Raw genomic sequence first — 26561 nt, 5'->3', positions numbered from 1 at the left:
GTATCCACTCTTTAGCCATTTTGCGATCTCAGCTTAAGAAATTTATCCCTGTATTTAAAATGAAAATCAACATCTACATCAACTAACCCCTCTTTGACAATATGAGCATTAATGAAGGTCTTGTTTCTCAGGTACAGATAGCAAAGCATGTTGTTTTGCTTATCATACTTCTGCTCATCAAACTTCATAAACACTTTCTGCCCCTTTGTTTTTTCGAGCAGGAATTTTATAGCCTGTCCAATAGCAGACTTTTTTTCTTTTACTCCGATAAGACGAACAACCAAATCATTGTTAAGCTTCACAAACACTGGGCTGATCACTCTTGCGACAGAATAGTAGGCCTCTCTTTCGCCACTGTGTTTATCAATTTTTGAACCAAACTGAAGCTTCTTAAGGTCTGTCTTCTTATCTAGTTTATGAGGGTCCTTAAAGATATATGGTAACTTTTCAATTTCTTTATGATGGTCTGTTATAACTCTATCTTCCAAAAACATATATTCAGCATCTGTAAGGTTTAATTGTCCAATCTTCAACTTATCTTTAATTGTTGACAAAAAGTCTGAATTGATTTCATATCCGACTGAATTACGTCCTAGATTATGGGCGGCAAGTACAGTTGTACCACTGCCAAGAAATGGGTCAAAAACCGTTTCACCGGAAAAAGAAAACATTTTTATCAATCTGGCCGGCAATTCTTCAGGAAACATAGCAATGTGCCTGTCCTGCTTTGCCCCTGAAAAGTACCAGTGCCCTGAGAAATAAGTATTCCAATCATCTTTTGTTATTATCGAAAGTTCTTTTTGCTCCTTTGTCGGAACCGGCGCAGTGCCCTGTTTTTTGAAAAGCAGAATAAACTCATAATCAAGTTTCAAAATACCATTTCTGGGATATGGGAAACTGCCCATTATCGTAGCCCCGCCGGTTGTATTGCAGGTGGTGACTTTCTGCCAAATTACAGCCCCCATATAGTCAAACCCAATAGTTTCACAGAATTTTATTATCTCTGTTCTTATCGGTATCACTTTATACCGCCCATAATAAACTGACCGTGCGAATTGGTCACCGATATTAATACAAAGCCGACACCCTGGGTGTAATACTCTGCTACATTCCTTCCAGACAAGATTCAGATTGTTGATATAGCTTTCATAGCTTTCTTGAAAGCCTATTTGATCATCAGTTCCATAGTCTTTTAATTGCCAGTACGGGGGAGATGTAATGACCAAATGGACTGAATTGTCCGTCAAAAGGGTCATTTGTCTGCTGTCACCGTGAATTATCTTATGGATAGTTTTAGCCATTACTATCCATTTAAGCTTTAAGCTCATCATCTTTTAATTTCATTTTATCTCTGTTTTAACCCCTCGCAAATATAAAAGGTGTTAAATAACGAATTAACTTATTATAACTAACTTAGTGAATTAACAAGATTTCTTACGGCATTGACTGATTTCATAAAGGCGCTTTTTTCAACATCGTTGAGGTTAAGTTCAATGATTGCCTCAACCCCGCTTTTACCTAATACAGCGGGAACACCGGCATAGACGTGGTCCACTGCATATTGTCCCTCAAGACAGCACGAAACCGGAAGCACTTTCTTTTCATCAAGCACAATGGATTTAATCATCTCATATATAGAAGCTGCAGGGGCATAGTAGGCACTTCCGGTTTTCAGTAACGCTACGATTTCAGCGCCTCCGTTTCTGGTGCGCTCCACAATTGCCTCTATTTTTTCAGCCGGTAATAATTCTGTAACCGGTATGCCTCTGACAGTGGTAAAGCGTGGAAGCGGCACCATCTGATCTCCGTGTCCGCCCAGTAACATAGAGGTTATAACCTCAGGTGATACTTTAAGTTCCGCTGCAACAAAAGAGCAGAACCTGGCAGCGTCCAGCACCCCCCCCATGCCCATCACACGGCTGGAGTTAAAACCGGTTGTCTTTAGCACAAGGTGCGCCATAACATCCATTGGGTTTGTCACTACAATGACTATTGAGTCGGGGGCATGTTTTAATATCTCACCGGCAACACCGCTTATGATGTCTGCATTAATTTTTAACAGGTCATCTCTTGACATACCTGGTTTTCTTGCCATTCCAGCGGTCACGGTAACAATGTCAGAGCCTTCAATCATTGCGTAATCGTTAGTGCCGGTCACAGCGGCCGATGAATTCCACAAAGGGCACGCCTCTGCAATATCAAGAGCTTTGCCCTGTGGCATTCCATCAACAATGTCAAATAGCACAACATCGCAAAAACCTCCCGCCGCTAATAGTTGTGCCGTTGTTGCACCAACATTACCTGCACCTATTACTGATACTTTCTTTTTTCTTTCGTTCATCTCTATACCAACTTTATTATTAAGATTATAAGTATAGCTGTTATTATAACGGAATAACCTATAGTATGAAAAGATTTTTCTATCCGTGATTTAATCCCGGGACCAAAAAAATAAATCGGTAAAGAGGCAGATTCGGCAAAAGAAAGGATAAACAGGGCCGGTACTCCTTTACTTCCCTACGTTTTTTTCATAAACCTCAAGCAGCGCTTTTCGCATAATTTCAACGGGGGCTGTTGTGTTTGTCCATATTTCAAAAGCCAGCACGGCCTGCCAAAAGAGCATTCCAAGACCGTTGGTAGTCAGGCAGTTTAGGCTTTTGGCTTTTTCAATCAGTGGGGTATCCTTATATATTACATCACAAACTATGTGAGAACTGCTCAGGAGTGAGAAGTCAAAAGGTGCAGGATCATCCGGTTTAAGCCCAAGAGGGGTTGCATTAATAATAACGTCGTGGCTTTCTATTAAGTTATAGTTTTTTCCCTCTGCAAAGACGTTTGGATTAACCGTTTTAAGATGTTTCACAAGAGCCGTTAGTTTTGGCTCATCGATATCAAATATACTTAAAGACTGGGCCTCTTGAGCAATGTAGTATGTTATGGCCTTAGCGGCGCCGCCTGCGCCAGCAACAAATACTTTTTTGCCTGTTAAAGAAATTCCGGCCTCGGCAACTGATCTCATGAACCCCCTGCCGTCTGTGTTGTAGCCGCTTAGCTTACCGTCCTTGTTTAAAATCGTATTAACTGCTCCTATAAACCGTGCCTCCTCATCTATTTCGTCAAGTGCAGCCATGGCTTTTTCCTTATGCGGCACTGTCACATTAGCTCCGGCAAAGTCCATTGCTCTGACGCCATAAACAGCTTCAGCCAGAAGGTCGGGATGTACGGAAAAACACAAGTAACAATAATCCAGCCCCAAGTGCTTGAAGGCTGCGTTGTGCATATATGGTGACAAACTGTGAGTCACAGGGTAGCCTATAAGACCTGTGATTTTTGTCTTAGCTGTAATCATTCTGTTTCACTCCGTAAGGGCGGATATAAGTCCCTCAAAAGTGGACTCTATTGTTTGGACTTTAATATTTAATGCCTCAGAGATAAACTCTGTGGTTATATCGTCAAGAAACACGTTTTTACCTGATCTCAGAGAAACATCAGGGATGAGCAAGGTTTCATCACCCTTTATGTGGTCTATCATGCAGCGTAATATGTCCCTACCGGTAAGGAGGCCGCACACTGTTATTGTCTTGCCGAAAACCTGATTTTCAACAGGTATTACCTGTAAGTCTATGCCTGTTTTCTTTCTTAGTTTAAGTGCAAACTCATTCAGGTATGGATAAAAAGAAACACCGGTATAGGTGATGAACTTCCTTTTTGATGGAGACTTAATTGTTCTGAAACGTGAGGCTTTATGAATAAATGCCGGCACCATGCCTACTCCATTTTCTATTTGCGGCAAATCACCATAGTGCTCAAGGGGAGGGAACTTTTCCCCGCATTTTATGTATAACTCATCCGAAGCATATATTATGGGTTCCCCGTGTTTTTTTATACATTTTTTTTGATGTGATGTTATAATCCTGAGGGCTTTTTCAGCATCTTCTTTAGTAACCGGTGAAATCTTTTTCCTGTGAAAAGCTGTTAAACCTACCGGTACTACAGCTATGGAGAGCACAAATGGGTAGTGCTTTCTCAGATCGTTAAGAGTCCGGTCAAGCTCATCACTGTCATTTATGCCAGGGCACAATACTACCTGAGCGTGGAGTTTAATCTTATTCTTAACAAAAAACTGAATCTCCCTGTTTATGTCAGAAAGAGCCGGATTACCCATAAGTTTGGCTCTTAACTCACTGTTTGTGGTGTGCACCGATATGTAGAGGGGACTTAAACGCTGTTCCACTATTCTGGCTTTATCATATTCCGTCAGATTGGAAAGTGTTATGTAATTGCCATAGAGAAAGGATAGCCTGAAATCCTCATCCTTAACATACAGAGTTTTCCTAAACCCCTTTGGCATCTGAGAAACAAAACAGAACCGGCAGTTGTTTTTACACGTTCTTATCTTAAAAGGCTCAATTTCAATACCCAGAGGCGTTCCATTTTCTATTTCAATATTCTTACTCATGATTTTATTGCGCCGCTTTAAGATTATTTCAAGTTTATCATCCTGAGAGTAAAATGCCAGATCTATTCCATCTGTAATTTTATGCCCATTTACAGACATTATCTCATCGGAAACCCTTATGTCGGCAAGCCCTGCCACAGAACCTTCCTGTATTGCAGATACTCTGTTACTAATAAATTCACCCATTGCTATACATAAACCCCTTGTAAAGGTAATGAAGTCCGGAAACCACTGTAAGTACCGCTGTTGCTATAACAAGCAGTTTTGGATTAGGAAAATAACTCTGAAAATTTATTTTTAACAGCACATACGCCACTAACACCATCTGAAATGCTATTGCCGATTTACCAAAAACAGACGGTTTTACAAACACCACGTGATGTACCATATAGAGCAGCCCCCAGCCCACAACCACTATTAAGTCCCTGCTTATTATACAGATTGTCAGCCATGTGGGAATCCACCCGTAATACGAAAAAAGTACATATGAGGTTACAAGCAAAAACTTATCTGCCGTCGGATCTAAAAACTTACCAAGCTGAGTTTGTTTTTTCATAAGACGTGCTATCAGCCCATCCAGCGCATCCGTTATCGAGGCTAAGACAAATATAATAAGCGCCCACCGATATTCCCTGTATATCAACAATGCGGCAAAAAAAGGAATTGCCACTATCCTCGTCATAGTCAAGACATTCGGTACGTTTAAGACACTTATGTTTTGTTTTTCCTCTGTAGTCATTCTATAAATAAAATTTTATGGTATGTTGAAAGGAAAAGAGCAGCCAATGTCATAAATCCCCAGTTCATTGTGACATATGCCGTTATTTCCGTCCAATGCAGCCATTATTGCCGTCCCGTGACAGTGCTCTATACCAAATGAGTACTTACCGGTTATATTTAGCGCTTTTTTCAAATATGCAGCAGCCTGACGTTTTCTTTTATACATTAACTCAATCTGTGATTTCCCTAAAAAAACATACGCCACTCCGCGCACATCCGACGTTTTCCTGAAACACTTAAGAGCCTCACAAAAGTGCACTCCGGCCTCAGAGAGCCTTCCCTGCATCAGAGAGAGTGTACCAAGGCTCCAAAGGGTATATGCAGAGCTCACAATGTCATCTATTTGTTTATAAATGGTTAGAGCTTTTTTTAAATATTTTCTGCTTCCCGAAAACTCCCCCGTCATACGTAAGGCATTGCCAATGCCGCAGTACGAATAAGCTACTCCAAAGCGGTCGTGTAGTTTTTTAAAGATACAGTTTGCCGCTGTGTAGTTATCTAGTGAGGCGGCAAAATCCCCTGCCACACGCTTTGCCCCACCTATGCCGGTATGGCAGTAGCCAACACCGGGAGTTTCCTCAAGTGTTTCAAACATTCCCCTCGCTTTTTCAAATAACTCAACGGCTTGCTTTATATCTCCCTGAATTCTGAAAGTTCCGCCTTTTGCCCATGTGCAAAAGGCGATACCGGAGTTGTCTCCACCCTTGATATATCCTTTATGGGCCTCTTCTATTTTTTGAAACGCCTCTTCCCATAATCCACACGCTCTTAAGGCCAGCGCCCACCCCACGGTACAGTCCAGGGCTGTTGTGTTATCATTGAGGGCGTTTGATAAATCCCGTGCTTGTTTATAACTATCTGCGGCTTTTTTAAATCTACCCGACATACGTTGACAGTCGGCAAGGTCGGAAAGACACCGGAGCCTCAGCTCATCTTCATTTTTACACAGCTTCAGTGCCCTGCCGTATGCCATCATGGCTTTGTTATACTCAGAGGCATCCCTGTACATCAGAGCCTTCTCTATATATCGTTCCGTCTTACTTTGCACCGGTTAAAGTCCGTATTTCCGCTATAGTTTTACTGTAGTTGCCGGATGTATAAAAGGCAGAACCCATGACTGCCATGTCAGCCCCGGCATCCACCACCGTTTTTATGTTTTTAGGTGATACTCCACCGTCTATTTCCACTATTGGGTTTACGCCGTGCTCTCTGAGCATTTCTTTTAACTGTATTAACTTTTTAACTGTCCCGGGGATAAACTTCTGGCCGCCAAATCCAGGATTTACACTCATTATGAGCACAAGGTCAACATCCTCTATTACATCCTTAAGTAAGCTTACTGGACTTGCCGGGTTAATGGAAACACCGGCCTTAACTCCCTGCTCTTTTATCCATGCGATAGTCCTGTGAAGGTGTCTGTCAGATTCAAGATGTACAGTTAAAATATCCGCTCCTGCATCTATAAAGTTTTTTACATATCTGTCAGGCCGTTCTATCATAAGATGAACGTCAAGGGGAATGGTTGCCGCCTTTTTAACCTGCTCAACCACAAAGTAACCGATAGTTATATTGGGTACAAAACTGCCGTCCATAACATCTATGTGGAAGTAGTCGGCCCCGGCCGCTTCTGTATCCCGTATTTCCCTGCCTAACTCCAGAAAATTAGCAGACAGTATTGAAGGCGCTATTAATACCATTACAATTCCTCTTCATTCTGATTGGATTGTTCCTCTTCTTCTGCTTGCAGAGAAACAGAGTCCCCTCGTTTGATTATAGTGTCCGGGTTTGGTTTCTGGCTTACAATTTTAGAGCCGGAGCCGGAAATTACTGTTTTAATACCGATAGTGCCGGCTATTTTGTCGGCAAATTCGGTCGTTTTCCCTATAAAATCCGGACATATATAGGTTTCCACAAAATGACCGGCACTTACAAGCAGATCAACCTCAGCATTGCCTTTTTCCTCTGAGACCGGCCTCTGGGCAATCACAGTACCCTTTTCATGGGTATCGGAGTGTACCTCAAGGACGCGGGCTATCTTAGTTTTGTTATGAGCTGCTGTTTCGTATGCCTTATCCAGGGCAAGCCCCTTGAGGTCGGACTCCGTGAAATTCTGCCCCTTACTCATTACCACCGATATGGTTCTGCCCTCTTTTATTTTGTTGCCGGGGGGAATGTTCTGCTTCATTATCTGCCCTGCCTTTACGCTGCTGTCATAGTCCTCACCTTCTATTTTTAAAAATAACTTCACACCGGCTAAAATCCCTGTTGCCTCCAGGAGGCTTTTACCGGTTAAGTCCGGTACCGTTATGCTTTTACTTGATGTAAGAGCGTTAAAGGTAACATACCCTGTAACCAGAGAGACAATCACAAATAAGAAAAAAAACAAAACCATTCTTAATAACGCTTTCACTGTTATAATCCTTCAGCTAAAATGCATACAAAATTTCTGTTACCAATCAACCCTTTTACGCGCCGTCTATTGCAGGTGCAAAATATTATTTAGATGTTATATACAAACAACCTGCTAACTACAACTTTGCTTTTATACATTAGATTAAGTCATAATATTATCACAAAACAATTGTAATTTCAAGTATTTTTTTTTATTGAATTAATTTGCAAATATAAGCATAATACGCTGGTTTATTTAGTTTCGATTAGAAGTCGTTTTTATTAGGAACAATATTTAAATAGTGCTGCCGGCTGTGAAATTACAATCTTAGCGCTGTTGCGCAGGAGGTGTTATAAATGTATAAGGTTTTGTTGATAGAGGATGAGGAAGCAACCAGAAAACATTTAGCAAAATATATTGAGAAGGAGCTGTTTGAGGTAATACAGGCGGAAAATGGGTTAATTGCAATGGAGCTGTTTCACATGGAACATCCTCAAATAGTGCTGACAGACCTTAAGATGCCGGGTATAGGCGGCATGGAGGTAGTTCGTACGATTAGAGAAATATCCGCAGAGACAGAGATAATTGTCTTTACCGGCCATGGTGATGTGGATACAGCTATAACAGCCCTTCGTGAAGGTGTTTTGGACTATTTGAAAAAACCGATAGACCTTAATATTCTTACTATAGCTCTTGGGCGGGCAAAAGAAAAGATCAATATGAGGAAAAAAGAAATATTTATTCCTAACATTCTTTTAGTTGAGGATGAGGGAATACCCCGCACCTGGCTGAAGTATGTATTAGAAAAAGAGGATTGGAAAGTGTTGGAAGCTTCAAACGGTGAGGCTGCACTTACTATTTTTACTCTTATAAAGATGGACATAGTCCTTTTAGATATTAAAATGCCAAAAATGAACGGACTTGAGGCATTGCATCTAATGCGTAGCATCAATGATGACTTTGAGGCAATAATAATATCAGGGCATTGTGATGAGCACTCAGCGATACAAGCAATGCGGGATGGAGCGATGAGTTTTTTAAAAAAACCGGTTGATCTTGACCAATTGATACTCTTAGTGGAAAAGGCAATAAAAAAACTGCAAAATGACAGAGAACTGAAATATCGTACCCGTGAACTTAAACTTGCTCAAGAGATTATTGCTCAAATTACCAATGAGGGGGAAGTGCCGGCAATTAACTGCAAGACAATAGTTGAACAGGCAATGATTCTTGCACAAAAATCATTATCCGGAAGCCAGGTTTTAAATAAGTGAGTGTTTCGTGAAGCTCTGTTTTGGAGCATGAGCCGTTGCGCAAGGGAAAAACCACCTGCTCCAATAGCTTTACCCTTGCTCTCAGACTCCGGTATCAAACCGGCTCATCATATATTTGCCGTTTTTTAATTGCCGATAACAATGGTGCACTGTCTGGTGTAAGTGCCAAAAAAACTTTGAGTAAGAGTATCAATGGTATATACTTCTTTTATGGCGCCGGCTCTCATAGCATTTTCTATTGAAGCATCTCCGACAGAGATCATACCAAAGGCAGCATAGATGCATCCTTTTCCTTCTTTATAGCCGCTGATGGCAGGGCCTTTGGCTACAGGCATCTTCACATTATTTACCGCCCATCCTGAGGGTCCGTCGGAAATGTATCCACACCCTGCAAAAACAACCGGCAGCAACAAGCAAACTATAACAACACTGATTAACTTCATTAAGCTTCTTTTGATTTCTTTGCAGCTTTAGCCATCATCTTGTTTGCAATCGGGGGAAATGTATATAGTTCTTTTGAAGCCTCCAGCACACCACCAAGGTATTTGGTTGTTTCATCGTTTAAATCAAGGCCCTTTTTCTGAATGTCTTTAAGGTAGCTCTGCCAGCCATCGTGGTCCCATACACCTTTAGTTTTTTTCATGAAATCAACTGTGTTTTCCGCCATCCCTGTCATCAGCTTGGATATGCTTTCAGTTGCAATTGCAGCATTGTAAACTTTCTTCATAGAGTCAAGTAAAGAACCGAGATAGGCCTTCAACTCATCGTTTATCTCATAGCCCATTGCTTTTGCCTCGGCTAAGAAATCGGTCCATGCAGTGTGGTCCCACACTCCTTTTTGTTTTTGTACAAACTGTGCCGCCATTTCAATCAAATCATCAAACTGCCCTGTCATTTTTTTTGACATAAACTCCTCCTGTTAAGATACTTTATATTATCTCATAAACTGAGAATTTTGCCGCTATCAAAATGGAATTTTACGAATGCCGATTGTAAGACTACCAAAAAGCCGAAAAAATGTCAAGTTTTATTTTTTTTGCCTTTGTTAGCCATAATACATTTATGGATATTTCTATATTACAGTTTTGCTGTAGTGAATAGAATATTGAATAACCCGCAGACTTAATACCAAGTTGCATTCATTCGATTAACTTTGTTGGCATCGTCGAAAGCTCCTTGACGTCTCCCCTAAAGGGGATTCCCCTATGAGGGGAGGTCGCTTTCTCCTTGCCGCCTCGTTACTCTTTTGACTGCTACTTGGTATAATATCTCCACGCAGAAGCATCTTCAGGTTGAATAAAAATATTCCGACACCGGTGTTTTGTTTTATATTATTCTCGTTACGATACTCCTTTGGTGTTTAAATAAAGGCCATATTTTTTATCGCTGTCAAGGATATGTTTTACCAGCCACTCCTGAAGGAAGTTCATCACTAGGATATCCACAATAGCCTTACCTGCTACAAACTTACCATGGAAATCCAACACCTTATCTGTTAAATCCTTGTGCTCCTGCTTATGTTTGAGACCTTCAGGGTAGCCGTATGTGTCCATATACTTCTCTTCAGTCTCAAAATGGTACTTTGTATAATCTATCAGATCACCAAGCACTTTTCTTAATACATCGTTACCCTTTTTTGCGGCTACAGCGTCGTAAACATCATTTAAAAGCTGGACAAGTTTCTGATGTTGTCCATCAAATTCTTTTACATGTACGCTTAAACTCTCTGACCACGTTACTAATGACATTGCATACCCTCCCTCGGCAGCTTTCTTTACTTTAGTATATATAAGCCTGTAAAATAACGCAATACCTTTTGTGCTGTTATTATAAGCCTATGAAAAATAGTAACTTAAAAAAATATTTTGAAAACATGACAGTATCCAGTCGTATGATGGTATTTACCTGCATATTGACAGCCATCTTTTTATTTACGGGTTTTTCAGGGTTCCCACAGCTTGGGGCTATCTCAGGAATCATTATACTTATCGTGCTGTCATACTTATTCACAGGTTCGCTTAAGCGCCCGCTAAAGGCGTTTTATGAGAGCATTATCGGGTTGTCGGAAGGGAAATTAAATGATGATATTCCATATCACGGTTTAAATAATGAATTTGGCAGAATAGGCGTCGCTCTTGAGGCGCTGAGGCAGATTGATATCAAAGAAGCGAAGAAAACATGGATGAAGGAATCTGTTACAGAGATCGCTCAGTCACTTCAAAAATGTACAACTTATGCCGATTTTGGCAATGAGCTGACTTCAAAAATCGCCCCTGTTATGGGGATTATTTATGGGGCATATTATGTTAGTAATGAGGCTCGCACAGAGCTGAAATGGGTGGGTGGCTATGCCTGCGGTGATACCGCTGCCATGCGCTCCTTTGCTTGGGGTGAGGGTGTAATCGGGCAAGTTGCATGTGATAAGGCAACCAGAGAATTATCGTTTTCCTCCGGTCAGGTTGTATCTACTCACATCGGGCCTGGCGCTTTGTTTGTCTCCTCCGTTGCAGTTGTTCCTGTTGTGCACCGCAATAGCGTAATTGCAGTTATTGAGCTTGGCACTCTTGGGGCATTTGTTGAAGAACAGATTGTTTTTCTTGATACTCTGCTTCCACTTGTGGCTTTAAACATGGAGATTCTATCGGGTAGCATTGCAACTCAGGAATTGCTTCAAAAAACTCAGGCACAGACACAGGCACTGGCTGCATCCGAGCAACAACTACTTGCGCGCAAGAACGAGTTGGAGGAAAGCAGGGCGGCACTGGAGCAAATCGAGGAGCGCAGCCGTCTGATTCTCTCTTCAATAAAGGATGGGATTTGCGGCCTTGACAGCTCAGGTATTGTAGCTTTTGCCAACAATGCCGCCGGTACAATGCTGGGATATGCTGTGGAGGAACTCCTAGGCAAACTGATGCACACCGCTGTCCACTATGCCCACGAGGACGGCACTGAGTATCCGTGGAGTGAGTGCCACATATACCGTACTACCCAAGACGGTAAAAGCCGTAATATCACAGATGAGGTACTGTGGCGCAAGGATGGCACCTGTTTCCATGTCGAATATACTACTAATCCGATTTATAAAAACGGCGTTATGGTTGGCATAGTGGTTGTCTTCAGGGATATTACCGAGCGTATCCGCAGCGAGATGGCAATTAATAAAGCAAATTTCCTTGCAGATACTGCACTAGCGCTTTCAAAAGCCGGCTACTGGCATGTTCCCCTTGACGGCTCCGGATGGTACAACTCATCAGAGCGTGCGGCTGCCATATTCGGTGATATTCCAAACCCAGACCTCCGTTACCATATCATGGATGACTGGTTTTTACATGTGCGGGAAGGCAATGAGGAGGCGGCTAATGCTGCGCTTAAGAATTTCAATGACGCCGTTGCCGGAATTATCCCCGTCCATGACAGCGTTTATGCCTATAAACGCCCGATTGATGGGATAGTTGTATGGATACACTCTCTTGGTAACGTGATAAGAAACGCTCATGGCAAACCTACCGATATGTATGGAGTTACTCAGGACATTACTGAATTCATAAGAGCACAGGAGGAAATAAGGGCAGCTAAAGAAATCGCCGAGGAGGCGACAAAGATGAAATCCGATTTTCTTGCCAATATGAGCCACGAAATTCGCACTCCGATGAATGCCATTATCGGTATGTCTCATTTGGCGCTCCAAACAGAACTAACCACAAAACAGCGTAATTATATAGAAAAAGTTGAATCGGCGGCAAAGAATCTGCTTGGTATAATAAACGATATTCTCGATTTTTCTAAAATTGAAGCCGGTAAAATGCAGTTTGAGCGGCACGATTTTCTTTTGGAGGATGTCTTAGAGCATTTGGCCGACCTGTCAATCATAAAAGCTCAGGAAAAAGGCCTTGAACTGCTGTTTAATATAGATACCAGTGTTCCTACCGCCCTTGTCGGAGATTCACTGAGACTGGGTCAGGTATTAATTAATCTCACAAACAATGCCATCAAGTTTACTGAAAAGGGAGAGATTATTATAAGTGTTACAAAAGAGGCCGATGAGCCTGATGGGGTGCGTTTATACTTTGGTGTGGCAGACACAGGGGTTGGGCTTAGTGTGGAGCAACAAAATAAGCTTTTTAAGGCTTTTTCACAAGCTGACAGCTCAACGACCCGCAAGTACGGTGGCACCGGCTTAGGACTTACAATCAGTAAGCGGCTGGTTGAGATGATGGACGGACAAATTGCCGTAAAGAGTGAGCCCGGTGTCGGCAGCACTTTTTATTTTACCGCAAAATTTGGTCTTCAGTCAGCACAAAGGCACTTAGCAGCCACAACTGAAGATGCTAAAGGACTTCACATACTGGTTGTGGATGATAATGCAAGAGCACGGGAAATTTTCAAAACCATGCTGACCTCTCTGAGGTTTGAATCCACTGCCGTAAGCAGCGGTACAGAGGCTATAGCTGAGCTTGAGCGGGCGGCTCTTCAAAACATGCCATACGGACTTGTACTTATGGACTGGAGCATGCCAGGGATGGACGGAGTTGAAACAATCCGCCGTATTCGTTCCGATACAAGGTTAGCCAATACGCCGGCCTTTGTCATGGTTACAGCCTATAGCCGTGATGAGCTGCTACAACAAACAACTGATGTAAAAATTGACGGACTGCTGGTTAAGCCGGTAAGTCCCTCCACATTGCTTGACAGCATCCTGTCGGCTCTTGGTAAAGAGGTTGTTCATGGTACCCGCAAGCATAAGCGACAGGCTGATTACCGGCTGGCCGAAAAATCACTGAGCGGGGCATACGTGCTCCTTGTCGAGGACAACGAGGTTAATCAGGAATTAGCCCTTGAAATACTTCAGGAGGCCGGAATTAGGGTTGATGTTGCCGTAAATGGCCTGCAATCTCTGGAAAAAGTAAAGGCCAAAAAGTATGACGCCGTTTTGATGGACTGCCAGATGCCGGTTATGGACGGTTTTGAGGCTACTCGTTCTATCAGACAGGATGATAGTTTAAAGGATCTTCCTGTAATTGCCATGACCGCCAATGCAATGGCCGGAGACCGTGAAAAATGTATACACTCCGGTATGAACGACCACATAGCAAAACCCATAGATGTGGGACAGCTCTTTACCACCCTAGCACAGTGGATAAAACCAAAAGTGGATATCTCTGTCATTACACAATTGTCAAAAACTTATGAAGACGGCCTGCCTGATATTGCAGGCCTTGATTTAAAAACAGCCATCAGCCGTGTTGGGGGGAAAGCCGGTTTATTAATAAAACTGATAACACGTTTTGCAGAGACACAATCAGATGTTATGAGCAGGATAAAGACGGCTATAGCCTGCAATGATTTTGAAACTGCAACCCGTGAGGCGCATACTGTTAAGGGATTGGCCGGCAATATCGGAGCAAATGAGATGTTTGATGTTGCGGCAGCTGTTGAGGGAATGCTGCATAAAGGACTGACAGACGAGCTCCCTCAGGCTTTAGAGTCAATGGAGTTAACACTCAAAGGCCTGCTTCTGAGAATTTCCAGTGCAGTGTCCTCCCCCGTTAAGGAATCAATAGAGGTCTCTGCCGGAAGTACGCTTACACAAATTGACATGAGTGCATTTACAAGTGAAGTAAAGAAGTTTGCAGCACTGCTTGCCGATGACGATTCAAGTGCAACTGACATGGTGGATGGTATTACGGAAAAACTAACGGCTTGCGGAGCCGGGGCTGTAGCTAAACAGATAAAAGCACTTATCTCAAGATTTGAATTTGAAGACGCCCTTGAGAAATTGAAAGAGGTATCAGCCTCTATTGGAGTTGAGCTATAAAGAGTTTGCTGAAGCCATTGTATGGCCTCATACCAAGTTGTAGTCAGAAGTAAACACAGGCGGCTGGGAGAAAGCGGCGGCCTCCCCTTTAGTGGAGACCAGGAGCTTTTGACGAAGCCAACGAGGTTAGACGATTGAATGCAACTTGGTATTAACGCATAATAACCATTTGGCTAAACACCGGACTTGTTAAGTTTGTTGTATATGCAAGTATGCTGACAGTACGGCTGTTTACCGGTGTTACAAGCACCTCGCCGCTGTTAATGGTGGAGCTGGAGATAAACAGAGGATTTCCGGTATAGGCGCTTCTGTCTCCCTTAAATGTATGGTGTGATATAAAGTGGGTTATAACAGTTGACAGACCATTGGGGTAGATAGGATAGGTCCCTGTACTTGATACACTATATGCTGTATTACAAGTATGTCCGCTTGCTGATGATACGTTAGACTGAAAACAGCCCTCGTTGCCGCTGGAGTCTGACACTATTATGTAGGGCTCACCTGCGACATAGGCGTCAAGATATGCTTGTATGTCTGTTGCAGCAGACTTTGCTCCGAACTCGGTTGATCTTACTTTGGCCTTTTCCCTCTGTCCCAAAAAAGCCGGCACAGCAATGGCCGTCAATATTCCTATGATTGCAATTACTATCAAAAGTTCTATCAATGTGAAGCCTTTGCCTGACCGGATGCTGCCCTCAGATGTCTTTTTATAAGCCATTGCATTAAACATAAGAAATCCTCCACATGTAACTCTGCTTATACCAAGTTGCATTCATTCGATTAACTTTGTTGGCTTCGTCGAAAGCTCCTTGACGTCTCCCCAAAGGGGATTCCCCTGTTAAGGGGAGGTCGCTTTCTCCTTGCCGCCTCGTTACTCTTTTGACTGCTACTTGGTATTACGGTTAAAGAACCGTTTATTTTACCAATTGAGAGTGTCATTGTAGCATACTATATAAATATTTAGCACAATGTATGCCAGAGAGAAAATCTAAAATAATCAGGATGCATATAGGGCAGGCCGGCATAGTTGCTGTCAAATAGTGTCAAGTTGTGACACAATCTGTCATAAATGTACGAAAGATATGTAAAATTCACTCTTGACTTTGTTTATAAGTTTCGACATAATTCAGTTAATGAAATACAGAATTAAAGGGAAAGCACTTACCTCTTTAGAGTTGTGCGCTGGCGGTGGTGGCCAGGCACTTGGGATAGAGCTTGCCGGTTTTGAACATAAAGGACTTGTGGAGATTGACCAGCATTGTTGCAATACTCTCAGGTTAAATCGTCCTTATTGGCAAGTTTTTGAACAAGACATTGAAACATTTGATGGATCGCCGTTTGAAAAATTAGATCTTCTTGCCGGTGGGTTACCGTGCCCACCATTCTCTAAAGCAGGTAAACAGCTTGGCAAGGCCGACGAACGCAATTTGTTTCCGGCTGCTATCCGCCTGATTGAGCAAATCCGCCCACGTGCTGTTATGATCGAAAACGTACGAGGTATCCTTGATTCAATCTTTGAGGACTACCGGAAGTATGTCTCCGGCCAGATTGGCAAACTTGGCTATAAAACAGATTGGCGGCTTTTGAATGCCTCAGATTATGGTGTTCCACAGCTCCGCCCCCGTGTTATTTTCGTTGCAATTCTTGAAAAATATGCGGATGCTTTCGAATGGCCGACCCCGAACAAACAAAGACCATTAACAGTGGGAGAGACTCTTTTTGATCTTATGGTTTCACGTTGCTGGCGTGGTGCATTGTCGTGGCGCGAGCAAGCTAACGAGATAGCACCAACCATTGTTGGTGGATCAAAGAAACATGGCGGTCCTGATCTTGGGCCAACACGTGCAAGGAAGGCATGGTCCGCGTTAAGTGTTGATGGTCTCGGCATTGCCGATGAGCCTCCAGATGTTAATTTTGTGGGAACACCACGTCTTACTATACCTATGGTAGCGCGGCTTCAAGGATTCCCAGATGATTGGGTTTTCACAGGTAAAAAAACACAGGCTTACCGGCAAGTGGGAAACGCTTTTCCCCCACCCGTTGCTTGTGCTGTAGCAGCTCAGATCCATGCTTGTTTAACAGCGCGGCAAGTTTTTTATAAAACTAAGCAACAAAGCTGGGCATAATGGCAAGAATGGGATCAAAGGAAAAAATACGTCAATTTCTTCTTGCCAACATTGGCCGTGTTATTGAATCCCACGAAATACAACAAGCAGCAAGCGGTGCGGGGCAATATGGGCGCCGATTAAGAGAGTTACGAGATCAGGAAGGCTGGCCGATTCTTTCGCACCACGACAGTGCCGACTTAAAACCAGGGCAATATCTGTTACGGGAAAAGCCGCCAGAGAAGTCTATTGTTGTATTTTCACCTGTAATTTCAACCCGATTGCGTGCTATGGTTCTCGATCGAAACGGCTTTACCTGCCAGATGTGCGGGCTTACACCCGGCGATATTGATCCTTTTACTGGCCGCAAAGCTCGACTTCACATCGGTCACATTGTTGATCGTAGTCATGGTGGAAAAGACGAATTATCAAACTTGCGAGCTCTATGTTCTACCTGCAATCAGGGTGCAAAGAATATCACGACAGAAAAGCCAAGCACTATTTGGTTACTAACACAGATTAGACGTGCGGGAATTGAGGAGCAACGATCTGTTTATGATTGGCTGCGTCAGAAATTTGATCTTAAATATTGACTGATAAAATCTCTATAGACCGCCGCAGTGACAACATGCGTGCCATACAGAGCAAGGACACAAAGCCTGAAATGATTGTGCGCCGATTGGCACATCGCATGGGTTATCGTTTCCGGCTTCACCGCAAAGACCTTCCCGGCACGCCGGATATGGTTTTTCCAAGCCGCCACGCTGTTATTTTCATACACGGCTGTTTTTGGCATCTACATTCAGACCCGAATTGCAAAGACGCACGCACTCCGAAATCAAAAACCAATTATTGGCAGCCCAAACTTGTACATAATCAAACACGTGATGCAAAGCATGAAGCAACTTTGAAACTCCAGGGATGGCGTGTGCTGGTATTATGGGAATGCAAAATTAAAGACAATGAGGAATTAAAACAACAACTCTTGGATTTCCTCGGATAACTTCTATTAGAAATTCAAACTGAGACACTACCAGTTTTTTAAGGTTATTTACAATTTGTATTCGTTTGTAGTATGATTATCTCTGCGATTCGTTCGGATTTGTTCAATAGAAAAGTCATAGACGGGGAAGCTTAATGACAAAAACGTTGTATAACAGGGAACAAGCAATAGATGTTGTATTAAAAGACAAGAGAGTAATTGTTATAGATGACTTCAGAGAGTTCAGAGAAAGTTTAAGAAGAAGTCTCTTAAGTCTTGGTGCAAAATCAGTTGATATAACCGATGATGCAAACGATGCAATAAGTAAAATCTCCCGCGTTCCATATGATATAATTCTCTGCGATTATAATCTGGGTGAGAATAAAAAAGACGGTCAGCAGATATTTGAGGAGCTTACATATAAAAAGAAAATAGGGTATTCATCAATGTTTATAATGATAACAGCTGAAAATACCTTAAAGATGGTAATGGGTGTTATGGATTATCAGCCGGATGGGTATCTGGTAAAACCTTTCACGACTAAGGACCTTATAGCACGGATTAAAGCAGCCGATGAGAGGAAACAGTTGTTTGCAGATATTGACAGAGCTATAATGTATAAGGATTTCTTAGGTGCAATCACCTTGTGTGACGAGTTAATGAAAAACCATCCAAAATATGTCATGGATATTTTAAAAGTCAAAGGTGAAATCTATATGGTAAGCAGTGATTACAAAAACGCTGAGAAGGTGTATTTACTGGTATTAAGTAAGTACAGGCTGGTATGGGCGGTATTTAATATGGGAAAGGTTTATTTTTTCACAAGAAGATTCATGGATGCCCGCAATACATTCAGGTCGCTTATTGATGAAAACGATATGTTTATACCAGCCTACGACTGGCTTGCCAGAACATTGGAGGAGTTAGGGGACAAAAGGGGTGCTCAGGAGCTTTTAGAAGAGGCTGCAAGCATATCGCCCAGGGCAATATTCCGGCAAAGAGCGCTTGGCAACGTAGCACTTAAAAATAAGGATTTCGATGTGGCTGAGACATCTTTTAAATCTGCCGTTAAACTAGGCAAGACCTCTCTCTTTAAAGAATCATCCGATTACACACAACTGGCAAGGGTCTTTGTTAAGAAAAATGATACAAGAAAAGCTCTTGCGATGATAGAAGAAGTCAAGACAGACTTTGCCGGCACTGACGAGGTGTTACTTCAGGCAACACTCATAGAGGGCCACATATACTCTGAAACCGGCCAACAAGGTAAGTCTATGGAGTCTTTAAAGGAGGCTGAGAGAATTTTCAAGAAACTTGACTGCAAAGTGTCCCCGGAATTAGCTATTGAAATAGCCGAGACCTATATTAAATTTGGTGAAAAAGACAAGGGCATGGAATTAATGAAGTATGTCGTAAAGAACAATCACTCCGACAACAGCGTATTGAGTAAGGTTCAGGAAACATTCAGGGATTTAAATATGGCTGATGAGGGGGTTGATTTTGTAGCAGATACGAAGGCGGAGATTATAGGAATCAATAACAAGGGCGTTGATTTAATCAACAAGGGGATGCTTATTGAGGCAATAGGTTTATTTGAAAAAGCCGCAGACGGGCTGCCCTCAAATTTCACTATAAACTTAAATGCCCTCAGGGCAATAATCGACTACTTGCAGAAAACCGGCAGAGACGACCGCTACTTATACAAGTGTGAAAAATACATAGAGAGAATAAACGACTTAGACCCCAATAACATGAAATTCCAGCAACTTGTTGACAGATTTAATAAGTTTAAGTGCCAGGAAGGAGACGGCACAGACGTTTCCATTTAACAGCTTAACGCTGCCTCACGTTGCCGCTGCCAAAACTGACTAAGACAAGACATATGGCTGTAGTCATTAATCCATATTGATAGTTTCTTTTACAATAAACAGCGGCCTGTTCTGAACCTCTTTGTAGATATTACCTGTGTAGATTCCGATAAGTCCCATACAGATTAATACAACTCCTATCAGAAAAGTGTTGCTTACAACAACGATGGATAGTGGTGAGAAATATTGCGATTTGTACAAAAATCTGCTTACAAATATAATTACCGTCAAAACAGCGCTGAAGACGGATATTAAGATACCAAGAATTCCTGCTATTTTAAGAGGAAACAGTGAAAATGATGTGAAACTGTTTAAAGCCAGCTCGATAAGTTTTCTGTACGAATACATAACGGAGCCGCCATGCCGTTTGTCGGCTTCAAAGCGGATAAATCCTTTTTCAAATCCAAGCCAGTTGATAAGCCCTCTGTAAAGACGTGCCTGTTCGGTCATCGTTGAAAATGCCTCAGCCACTTTTTTGTCAATAAGCCTGAAATCAGTACTGTTTGCTTCCATATCTATAGCGGATATTTTATTCATTATCCAGTAAAAAATCCGTGCTCCACACATTCTTATAAAAGAGCTGTGAGTGCTGGTTTCTCTTACTGCTATAACCACATCCTTGCCTGCTCTCCACATTTGTACCATATCTGAAATTAACTCAGGAGGATGCTGCAAATCTCCGTCCATTGTTATAACGGCATCTCCTTTTGCCGCCTTTACCCCTGCTGTCAGAGCGGTCTCCTTACCGAAGTTTCTTGAAAGCCGGATTACTTTTAACCTTCCGTCTAATGTTGCTAAATGCTTTAGAACTATAAATGTACTATCTGTGCTGCCGTCATCCACAAAAACATATTCGATAATTTCACAACTCTCAGGAGTTTTTATAGCTGCGATGCGGTCGTAAAACTTTTTAATGTTTTCTTCCTCACAATACACAGGAATCACTATTGAAATTGTCTTCATATTTTTTCTTATTATTCTTATTATTTAATGCACCTGCCGGCAAGCGCTTTTTCATTATAAGTTAAACAATGTGTAAATGGGTGAAAACACCTTCTCATGACCATACTCTTTGTAAAGTATAGCATTCCTTCTGATAAAATTTCTCCACCATATCGGGTCGGCCATCTTGTGCAAAACCATTGACTTTATAGCCTTTTTCCTGAAAGCTACCACCTGTTGCGGGCTAAGGTGTTCGGATAAAACAACACATGATCTGGTTCCGTCGAAATTATTAAAATCCATATCCTTAATCCTGCCGCTGTCAATGAGTAAATCATACAGTCTGGTGCCTGGCAGCGGTGTGGCTATAGAGGCCTGAGCATAATCGAATTTGATTTTATTGGCAAGTGCAAGGGTTTCCCTCATCGAATCCATGGTGTCGCCATAAAGGCCAAAGACAAAGGTAGCGTGTGTCATGATACCATATTTTCTGCAGATTTCCGCCGTCTGTATGGCTTTGAGCGGCTCCAGCGGTTTGCCCATCTGCCTCAGAATATCTTTATTACCGCTTTCTACCCCAAACTTCATAAATATGCAGCCGGCCTCCGCCATAACTTTTAACATCTCCTCATCTGTGCTTATCGCATCCCCCATGCACGACCACTTTATTTTAAGCTTACGAGCTTTGATTTCATCGCATATATCAACAACATGCTTTTTATTTATGCAAAAATCATCGTCATCGAAATAAATCTCCTTTGCACCAAAATTCTCTATAACATAACACATCTCATCCACAACTCTTTCAGGAGAAAACATACGGTACTTCCTGTTGTCGTACATAACCTGATTCCACAGGCAGAAGTTGCATTTAAAGGGGCATCCTCTTGATGAGTGAAGTGTTACCGCCGGTTTGTAAGTGCATATACCGTCTCCGTACCTGGTAATATCAGGTGCCTCTTCAGATGGAAAGAGTTCAAATGCCGGATAAGGCAGTTTGTTTATATCCTCAATAAAGCCCTTTTTGCCGGATACAACCAGATTTCCGTTATCTCTGTAAGCAACGCCGTCAATCCTTAAATTGTCATTGTTTTGCAGCCTTTTTACGACCTCAAGGAGCAGGAATTCGTATTCGCCCCTGAGTACTATGTCTATGTGAGGGTAATTTAACATAATTTCATTGGCAAAAGTTGTGGCATGGGGGCCGGTGAAAATGATCTTTAGATTGGAAGAGAGCTTAGACTTTAACTCTTTGGCGAGGTTAACATCGTGCATGAATGCGTGAGCGGCTGTCTCAATGACAAGCACATCAGGAGCTACCGTAAGTACCTTTTCAATGAAAACAGGCTTTTCCATGTTCAGTGCAACGCCGTCAAGGGTATAGACATCAAATCCTTCGTTTCTTAAAATTTGTGCAGAATAAGCAAGATAGAAGGGAAAAGGCGGTACGCATTCCTCGTTGATTCTTTTAATGTAGCTCCACGGCCACCGGCTGCCGGCCTTTATAAAATAACGCTCCTTTTTATCATCTATTTTTTCTTTTACCGCCGGATTGGTAAGCATTATTTTTAATCCATTGCTCTTGTGCATATTAATATTCCATTTCCTTTAAAGCACTGTTGAAGTTTTCATCCCAGGTGCTTTTCATTGCTTTTTCGATTACTCTTTCTCTGGTTTGGTACAGGAAGTCCTTGTCGGACAGAAAAGTTGAAATTGCTGCTGCAAGTGACTCAGGGGAGTCATTCTCAGTGACCAGTCCGAGTCTCTCCTGCGCTATCTCTTTAGTAACCGGAGGCACCGGGGTTGAGACTACCGGCAGGCCGCATGAAAAATAGACTCTTATTTTAATAACATCACCAAATGGTTTTCTTGAACCCTTTATGATGGGATATGGGGCAACACCCACAGCACCACGACGTTGCAGCTCTGTAACTCTTTCATCTTCCTTTATATATCCTGTTATTTCCACGCTTCCATCCATGCCACAGACGGATACCCTGTTTCTCAGGGCTGCTTCCATATGGCCGCCTCCTATTATCAGGAGTTTTGCTTCAGGGAATCTCTCCAGAATGATTCTGAAGGCTTCTATAAGAATTTGGGGGCCGTTTTCCTCTATGAGCCCGCCGGCATAGACTATCAGATTGCCGTTTATCTCATCATTTTTAAGTATGCGCCGCTTATCAAAGTCAACGCAATAGGGGACATATAACTGACGGGACATCTTTTTAGGAGAGAAATTGAGAATATTCTTTTTAGCCTCTTCTATGGTATAGGTTATGTTCCATGTATAATCACAGTGGTATGTGGCCATTTTGTCCAGCCATATATATGTATTGTTCATTAACGGATTTTTATAGCGATCCGGCGCCCAGTCAAAGATATAATAAACCACTTTTTTAGCAAGCCCTAAATGTTTTAAAAAGACGCCAAAAAGTGCGTTAATACACTCAAGGCCGATAAACAGGTCTGCTTTCAAATGCTTGTAATTGTCTGCCAGAAAGGTGAAATTTGAAAAAACATCCCTGATTTTCAGCCCGATGTAGGTCTTGTTACTGTTTAGCCTTTTCTGTGCCCGCCATGGGGAAAAGTGGTTTTTTATGATTTTTTCTTCTGTTTTACCCTCGTGGAAAACCGTGACTCTGGTGTCTGTAAAGTCGCTTCCAGGTAGGGGCTGTTCAAGAAGGTAAAGTGTTTCGGCTCTGGGTACAAAGTAGTTTATTAACGGCACTACAGGTCCAGAATTGCTGTTTCTTATCCCATCATAAATAAACGTGTAAGTTGAAATAACCACAGTGTTAAATTTTGTGTGAAGTTCCATTTTATGAATCAGCGCTTATCGGTTCAGATTTTCCTTTTAATTGTATAACCAAAACTATAAAATAAATTATAACACAGCTGATACCACAAAGCAAAATTACTTTGGCAATCTGAAGAAGGGTTGTGTGGTATAGTGCTATAGCTGAAATCTGAACAAGAGAGATAACCAGCATTATATATGAAAACAGATATTTTTTAAGGGCAAGACTGTAGTTTAGGCAAACGGAAATAATGGCAAACGGAAACATTGCAAATGCTAACAGAGTAATCAACTCTCCTGAGGCCATGTATCTATTTCCAAAAAGTACTGACACTATGGGATTTCTAAAAAAAGCTAAAGCAATTAAAAACGGCAGACACAGAACAGCCGTAAATATAACAGACTTAACCAGATGATTCAAAGTGTTCTCATCTTTGGCCTTACTGTGGGCAACGATTGGAAACAGGCTGAAAACTATCCCCTGAGGAATGTATAAAACGGTTTTTCCGATAATGGAGGCGGAGCTGAATATGCCGGTTTCATAAGAGGAGAAATAGCATTTAACCAGAAAGATATCCGTTTGGGTCAGTAGTGCATAGGCAAGATAAGAAATAAAAATATGGTAAAAGTCCATTGAGGTTTTCTCCTTATACACATAAGTGGTATTGCAAAGATCAGGATTAATCGCTTTTTCAACTCTTAGAAATAAAACAAACGTCATTATTAACAGTGTGAAAAACATTCCTGCCATTACACCTGTCAGTCCAAATCCCAATAAGACCAGCCCTGTGCATATGACATATTTTACCAGAGGGAATCCACCGGAGAATATGCTGAAAAAAGAAAAAAATTTAAAACCCTGAATAAATCCAAGATTGACAGGCAGACTCATGGAAATTGCCAAATAGAGCAGGAAAAATACTACTGCTGATTTTTGTGTTATTTCAGTAAAATTCATAAATTGCGGCATAAATAACCACCCTGCCGTTAAAACAACCATGCAAAATACAGCCGTCCATGCATAAGCCCTGCGTTTATACGTTAAGATATGGGTAAGGTTGTTTTGAGCCAGGTGGCGTGAAACAACACCTGCAAGGTAGGATGTAATGCTTGTAGAGGGTATTCCAATAATCATAAAGATGGAAAAAAGAGCGTTCATCTCGCCAAATGAGCGTACCTCCAATACACGTCCCATTGTCACCTGAAACAGATAATTTATAACATTTCCGGCAGACATGCCGGTAAATATAAGCAAACCACTTTTTATTAAACTGTTTTTTCTCACAGATTGTCCTGATTGCATTAACAAACAAATTTAATTATACTATTTACTAACATTTTTATTCTTAGTTCTTTTTACAAAGATGAGAAAAACACTGATAATTATTGCTATTGTTGTTTTGCATGTCTCTTTATTGTATATAGCGATAGAGGGAAATCATCTGCCTACTACGGCTTTCAATAAAAATATTGCCCTTTACAGATATATCATTATGCCATTGCTGGGGTTGTTAACCGGTTTTGCTTTTTTTCTGTTGTCTTTTAAAGGCAGGCTGCATATGCCGGATAAGATCAAAGAGTTTTCAGCTGTTCATTATAAAAAAATCATCATAGTTATTAGTGTATTGTACTTTGTTGTTTTTGCTGTTATGGCATATTTACGCTTTGAGAGTTTTAACACAAATTACTTTGACATGGGAATTTTCGGCCACAAAATTTGGGGAATTTCAGTATCCAACACGCTGCCGGATGCGATAAAAGCCTCATTGGCCGGACATTTCCAACCGATACTGTTAATGTACGGGCTGCTTTTTAAATTTTATCCATCCGTACATATTGTTGTGTTATCACAGGTTTTGTTTATGACACTTTCGGTCATTGCTCTTTTTTCTATTTTTAAAATGTATATTGAGGACAGGGTATGGCTGATTGTGCTTGTAGTCATTTTCTTTTTGTACCCGCAGACGGAGTTTAATACGATTTCAGTTTTTCATCCTGATTTTTTTTACTTGTTTTTCTGTCTTTGGGCATACAGGTTTTCATTAAGGGGCAGACATACGGCAGCCTTAATTGCAATAACAGCAGGGGCATTAACAAAAGAGACTTTTATAATCGGTGCGTTGTTTTTTTCTTTTTATGTTGCTTTTGACAAAAAGGGGAGGCGCCCTGCAATTATATTTGCGATGGTTTTTTTAGTGCTTATCTCTGCGGCACTGTTCTATATCTTTGTGCTGCTTCCAAAAAATCTTGCATCTTTTATGGATAATTTCTCATATATCGGAGAGGCTTTACACAATCCCTCAGTTTTATTTCACAGTATTTTAAAGTTTATTGACAGGAAAGTGTTTTTTGTAATTTTTCAATTTTTACCTTTTTTATTTATCCCATTTTTGCGTTTAAAGGAACTTATCCCTGCTGTGCCGTTTTTTATTATTTCTTTTTTATCTGTAAATCATTTGCACTCATCTTTGGATTCTCATTACAGTGTAGCAAATATTGCTCCGGTTTTTGTCTCTCTCACAATTGCGCTGAAGGGACTAAATGACAGATATGGGAAAAACTTTACTGGTTCGGTATTACTTTTTATATTAATAATGGTAGCTACGTTTAACATTGCACACAGCCCTTCTCCTGTTTCGCTTAATTTTCTTAAACAGGGGTGGTCAGACACATGGCACAGAAGAAACTATATAATCGGCCCTCATGAGGAAACCCTCAGCAAGGCTGTTGCAATAATTCCAAAAGACGGAAATGTTAAAGTAGTTTGCCAAAACAATGCATATGGAGGGGATATTGCCAACAGGGATAGTCTTGAGGTTTTTCCGCGCATGTGGCAGCAGGCCGGCTACATTATACTGGATTTAAAAAGACCCCTCTTTCTTTATGACTCTGTAAATAACGCCGATTATATGCGTGAGTTTGAAAAGCTCAGACAATCGGAAAATTTTAGAGTTGTTTTTGAAGTTGATCAGGTGTATGTGTTTATGAAAAACATAGGTAATAGCCCATAAGCAGATTTTATCCCGACTTTATCACATTCACGGTAGGTTCAAACTCCACAGGCACAGCCTCAGGCACGGCAAATAATTTATCCACAATAGCGGCAAAAACAACGCAGCAATTCAGCGCTAATGATAAAACAGTCAC

At 41.6% G+C, this 26561-nt stretch carries 22 protein-coding genes and 1 pseudogene; 7 read left to right on the top strand and 16 right to left on the bottom strand.

Going from position 1 to position 26561, the window contains the following annotated elements; translation table 11 throughout:
- Nucleotides 1-11 precede the first annotated feature (11 nt).
- From H7844_07700 to H7844_07665, 8 genes are all read right to left on the bottom strand, one after another.
- Entirely contained in the window at nt 12-1256 is a 1245-nt protein-coding gene (locus tag H7844_07700) for a thermonuclease family protein (protein ID MEO5357165.1), read from the bottom strand.
- Between the two features lie 152 nt (nt 1257-1408).
- Nucleotides 1409-2341 (bottom strand): malate dehydrogenase, encoded by a 933-nt coding sequence (gene mdh / locus H7844_07695; GenBank protein MEO5357164.1) that lies wholly within the window; start codon nt 2339-2341, stop codon nt 1409-1411.
- A gap of 168 nt (nt 2342-2509) precedes the next feature.
- Nucleotides 2510-3349, bottom strand: a complete 840-nt coding sequence (locus H7844_07690) for a shikimate dehydrogenase (GenBank protein MEO5357163.1) — start codon at nt 3347-3349, stop codon at nt 2510-2512.
- A gap of 6 nt (nt 3350-3355) precedes the next feature.
- Entirely contained in the window at nt 3356-4645 is a 1290-nt protein-coding gene (locus H7844_07685) for a DUF512 domain-containing protein (GenBank protein ID MEO5357162.1), read from the bottom strand.
- Nucleotides 4638-5141, bottom strand: a complete 504-nt coding sequence (locus tag H7844_07680) for a CDP-alcohol phosphatidyltransferase family protein (GenBank protein MEO5357161.1) — start codon at nt 5139-5141, stop codon at nt 4638-4640. The genes H7844_07685 and H7844_07680 overlap by 8 nt, the downstream gene beginning before the upstream one ends.
- Before the next feature lie 72 nt (nt 5142-5213).
- Complete coding sequence (locus H7844_07675; GenBank protein ID MEO5357160.1) at nt 5214-6287, bottom strand: tetratricopeptide repeat protein; 1074 nt, start codon at nt 6285-6287, stop codon at nt 5214-5216.
- Nucleotides 6277-6936 carry a ribulose-phosphate 3-epimerase gene (gene rpe, locus H7844_07670; protein ID MEO5357159.1) on the bottom strand — a complete coding sequence of 220 codons (660 nt, stop codon included), beginning with the start codon at nt 6934-6936 and terminating at the stop codon, nt 6277-6279. Before rpe ends, H7844_07675 begins: the two co-directional genes overlap by 11 nt.
- A complete protein-coding gene (locus H7844_07665) occupies nt 6936-7649 on the bottom strand; it encodes a PASTA domain-containing protein (GenBank protein MEO5357158.1) in 714 nt (237 codons plus the stop codon). Before H7844_07665 ends, rpe begins: the two co-directional genes overlap by 1 nt.
- Before the next feature lie 338 nt (nt 7650-7987).
- On the opposite strand from H7844_07665, the gene H7844_07660 reads away from it, so the two are divergent.
- Nucleotides 7988-8905, top strand: coding sequence for a response regulator (locus H7844_07660; GenBank protein ID MEO5357157.1), 918 nt, complete (start codon nt 7988-7990; stop codon nt 8903-8905).
- 125 nt (nt 8906-9030) lie between these two features.
- Here the strand turns inward: H7844_07660 and H7844_07655 are convergent, their stop codons facing one another.
- The 3 genes from H7844_07655 to H7844_07645 form a co-directional block, all read right to left on the bottom strand.
- On the bottom strand, nt 9031-9348 hold the full coding sequence (locus tag H7844_07655) for a TRL-like family protein (GenBank protein ID MEO5357156.1): 318 nt from the start codon (nt 9346-9348) through the stop codon (nt 9031-9033).
- Nucleotides 9348-9812: a hypothetical protein gene (locus H7844_07650; protein ID MEO5357155.1), complete on the bottom strand. Its 465-nt coding sequence runs from the start codon at nt 9810-9812 to the stop codon at nt 9348-9350. The genes H7844_07655 and H7844_07650 overlap by 1 nt, the downstream gene beginning before the upstream one ends.
- A gap of 433 nt (nt 9813-10245) precedes the next feature.
- On the bottom strand, nt 10246-10653 hold the full coding sequence (locus H7844_07645; protein MEO5357154.1) for a bacteriohemerythrin: 408 nt from the start codon (nt 10651-10653) through the stop codon (nt 10246-10248).
- A gap of 89 nt (nt 10654-10742) precedes the next feature.
- Between H7844_07645 and H7844_07640 the strand changes: the two genes are divergently transcribed.
- Entirely contained in the window at nt 10743-14720 is a 3978-nt protein-coding gene (locus H7844_07640) for a response regulator (GenBank protein MEO5357153.1), read from the top strand.
- A 598-nt stretch (nt 14721-15318) separates the two neighbouring features.
- On the opposite strand, the pseudogene H7844_07635 reads toward H7844_07640, so the two are convergent.
- Nucleotides 15319-15408: pseudogene (locus H7844_07635) on the bottom strand (prepilin-type N-terminal cleavage/methylation domain-containing protein).
- A 445-nt stretch (nt 15409-15853) separates the two neighbouring features.
- Between H7844_07635 and H7844_07630 the strand changes: the two are divergent.
- The 4 genes from H7844_07630 (at nt 15854) to H7844_07615 (ending at nt 19636) form a co-directional block, all read left to right on the top strand.
- On the top strand, nt 15854-16846 hold the full coding sequence (locus tag H7844_07630) for a DNA cytosine methyltransferase (protein ID MEO5357152.1): 993 nt from the start codon (nt 15854-15856) through the stop codon (nt 16844-16846).
- Nucleotides 16846-17418: an HNH endonuclease gene (locus H7844_07625; GenBank protein ID MEO5357151.1), complete on the top strand. Its 573-nt coding sequence runs from the start codon at nt 16846-16848 to the stop codon at nt 17416-17418. The genes H7844_07630 and H7844_07625 overlap by 1 nt, the downstream gene beginning before the upstream one ends.
- 35 nt (nt 17419-17453) lie before the next feature.
- Nucleotides 17454-17828: a very short patch repair endonuclease gene (locus H7844_07620; GenBank protein MEO5357150.1), complete on the top strand. Its 375-nt coding sequence runs from the start codon at nt 17454-17456 to the stop codon at nt 17826-17828.
- A gap of 134 nt (nt 17829-17962) precedes the next feature.
- Entirely contained in the window at nt 17963-19636 is a 1674-nt protein-coding gene (locus H7844_07615) for a response regulator (protein MEO5357149.1), read from the top strand.
- A 66-nt stretch (nt 19637-19702) separates the two neighbouring features.
- Here H7844_07615 and H7844_07610 read toward each other — a convergent pair whose 3' ends face one another.
- Genes H7844_07610 through H7844_07595 form a run of 4 tightly spaced genes read right to left on the bottom strand, consistent with a single transcriptional unit; the run spans nt 19703 to nt 24699 of the window.
- Nucleotides 19703-20638 (bottom strand): glycosyltransferase family 2 protein, encoded by a 936-nt coding sequence (locus H7844_07610; protein ID MEO5357148.1) that lies wholly within the window; start codon nt 20636-20638, stop codon nt 19703-19705.
- 54 nt (nt 20639-20692) lie between these two features.
- Complete coding sequence (locus H7844_07605; protein MEO5357147.1) at nt 20693-22207, bottom strand: radical SAM protein; 1515 nt, start codon at nt 22205-22207, stop codon at nt 20693-20695.
- 1 nt (nt 22208) lies between these two features.
- A complete protein-coding gene (locus tag H7844_07600; protein MEO5357146.1) occupies nt 22209-23435 on the bottom strand; it encodes a glycosyltransferase in 1227 nt (408 codons plus the stop codon).
- 1 nt (nt 23436) lies between these two features.
- Entirely contained in the window at nt 23437-24699 is a 1263-nt protein-coding gene (locus H7844_07595; GenBank protein MEO5357145.1) for an oligosaccharide flippase family protein, read from the bottom strand.
- A gap of 79 nt (nt 24700-24778) precedes the next feature.
- On the opposite strand from H7844_07595, the gene H7844_07590 reads away from it, so the two are divergent.
- Nucleotides 24779-26425 carry a DUF2079 domain-containing protein gene (locus H7844_07590; GenBank protein ID MEO5357144.1) on the top strand — a complete coding sequence of 549 codons (1647 nt, stop codon included), beginning with the start codon at nt 24779-24781 and terminating at the stop codon, nt 26423-26425.
- Nucleotides 26426-26561 lie beyond the last annotated feature (136 nt).

Source organism: Nitrospirae bacterium YQR-1, from assembly GCA_039908095.1.
GTDB lineage: Bacteria > Nitrospirota > Thermodesulfovibrionia > Thermodesulfovibrionales > Magnetobacteriaceae > Magnetomonas.
Note: the sequence above shows the minus strand (reverse complement) of the source record. Positions and strands in the feature narration are given on the sequence as shown.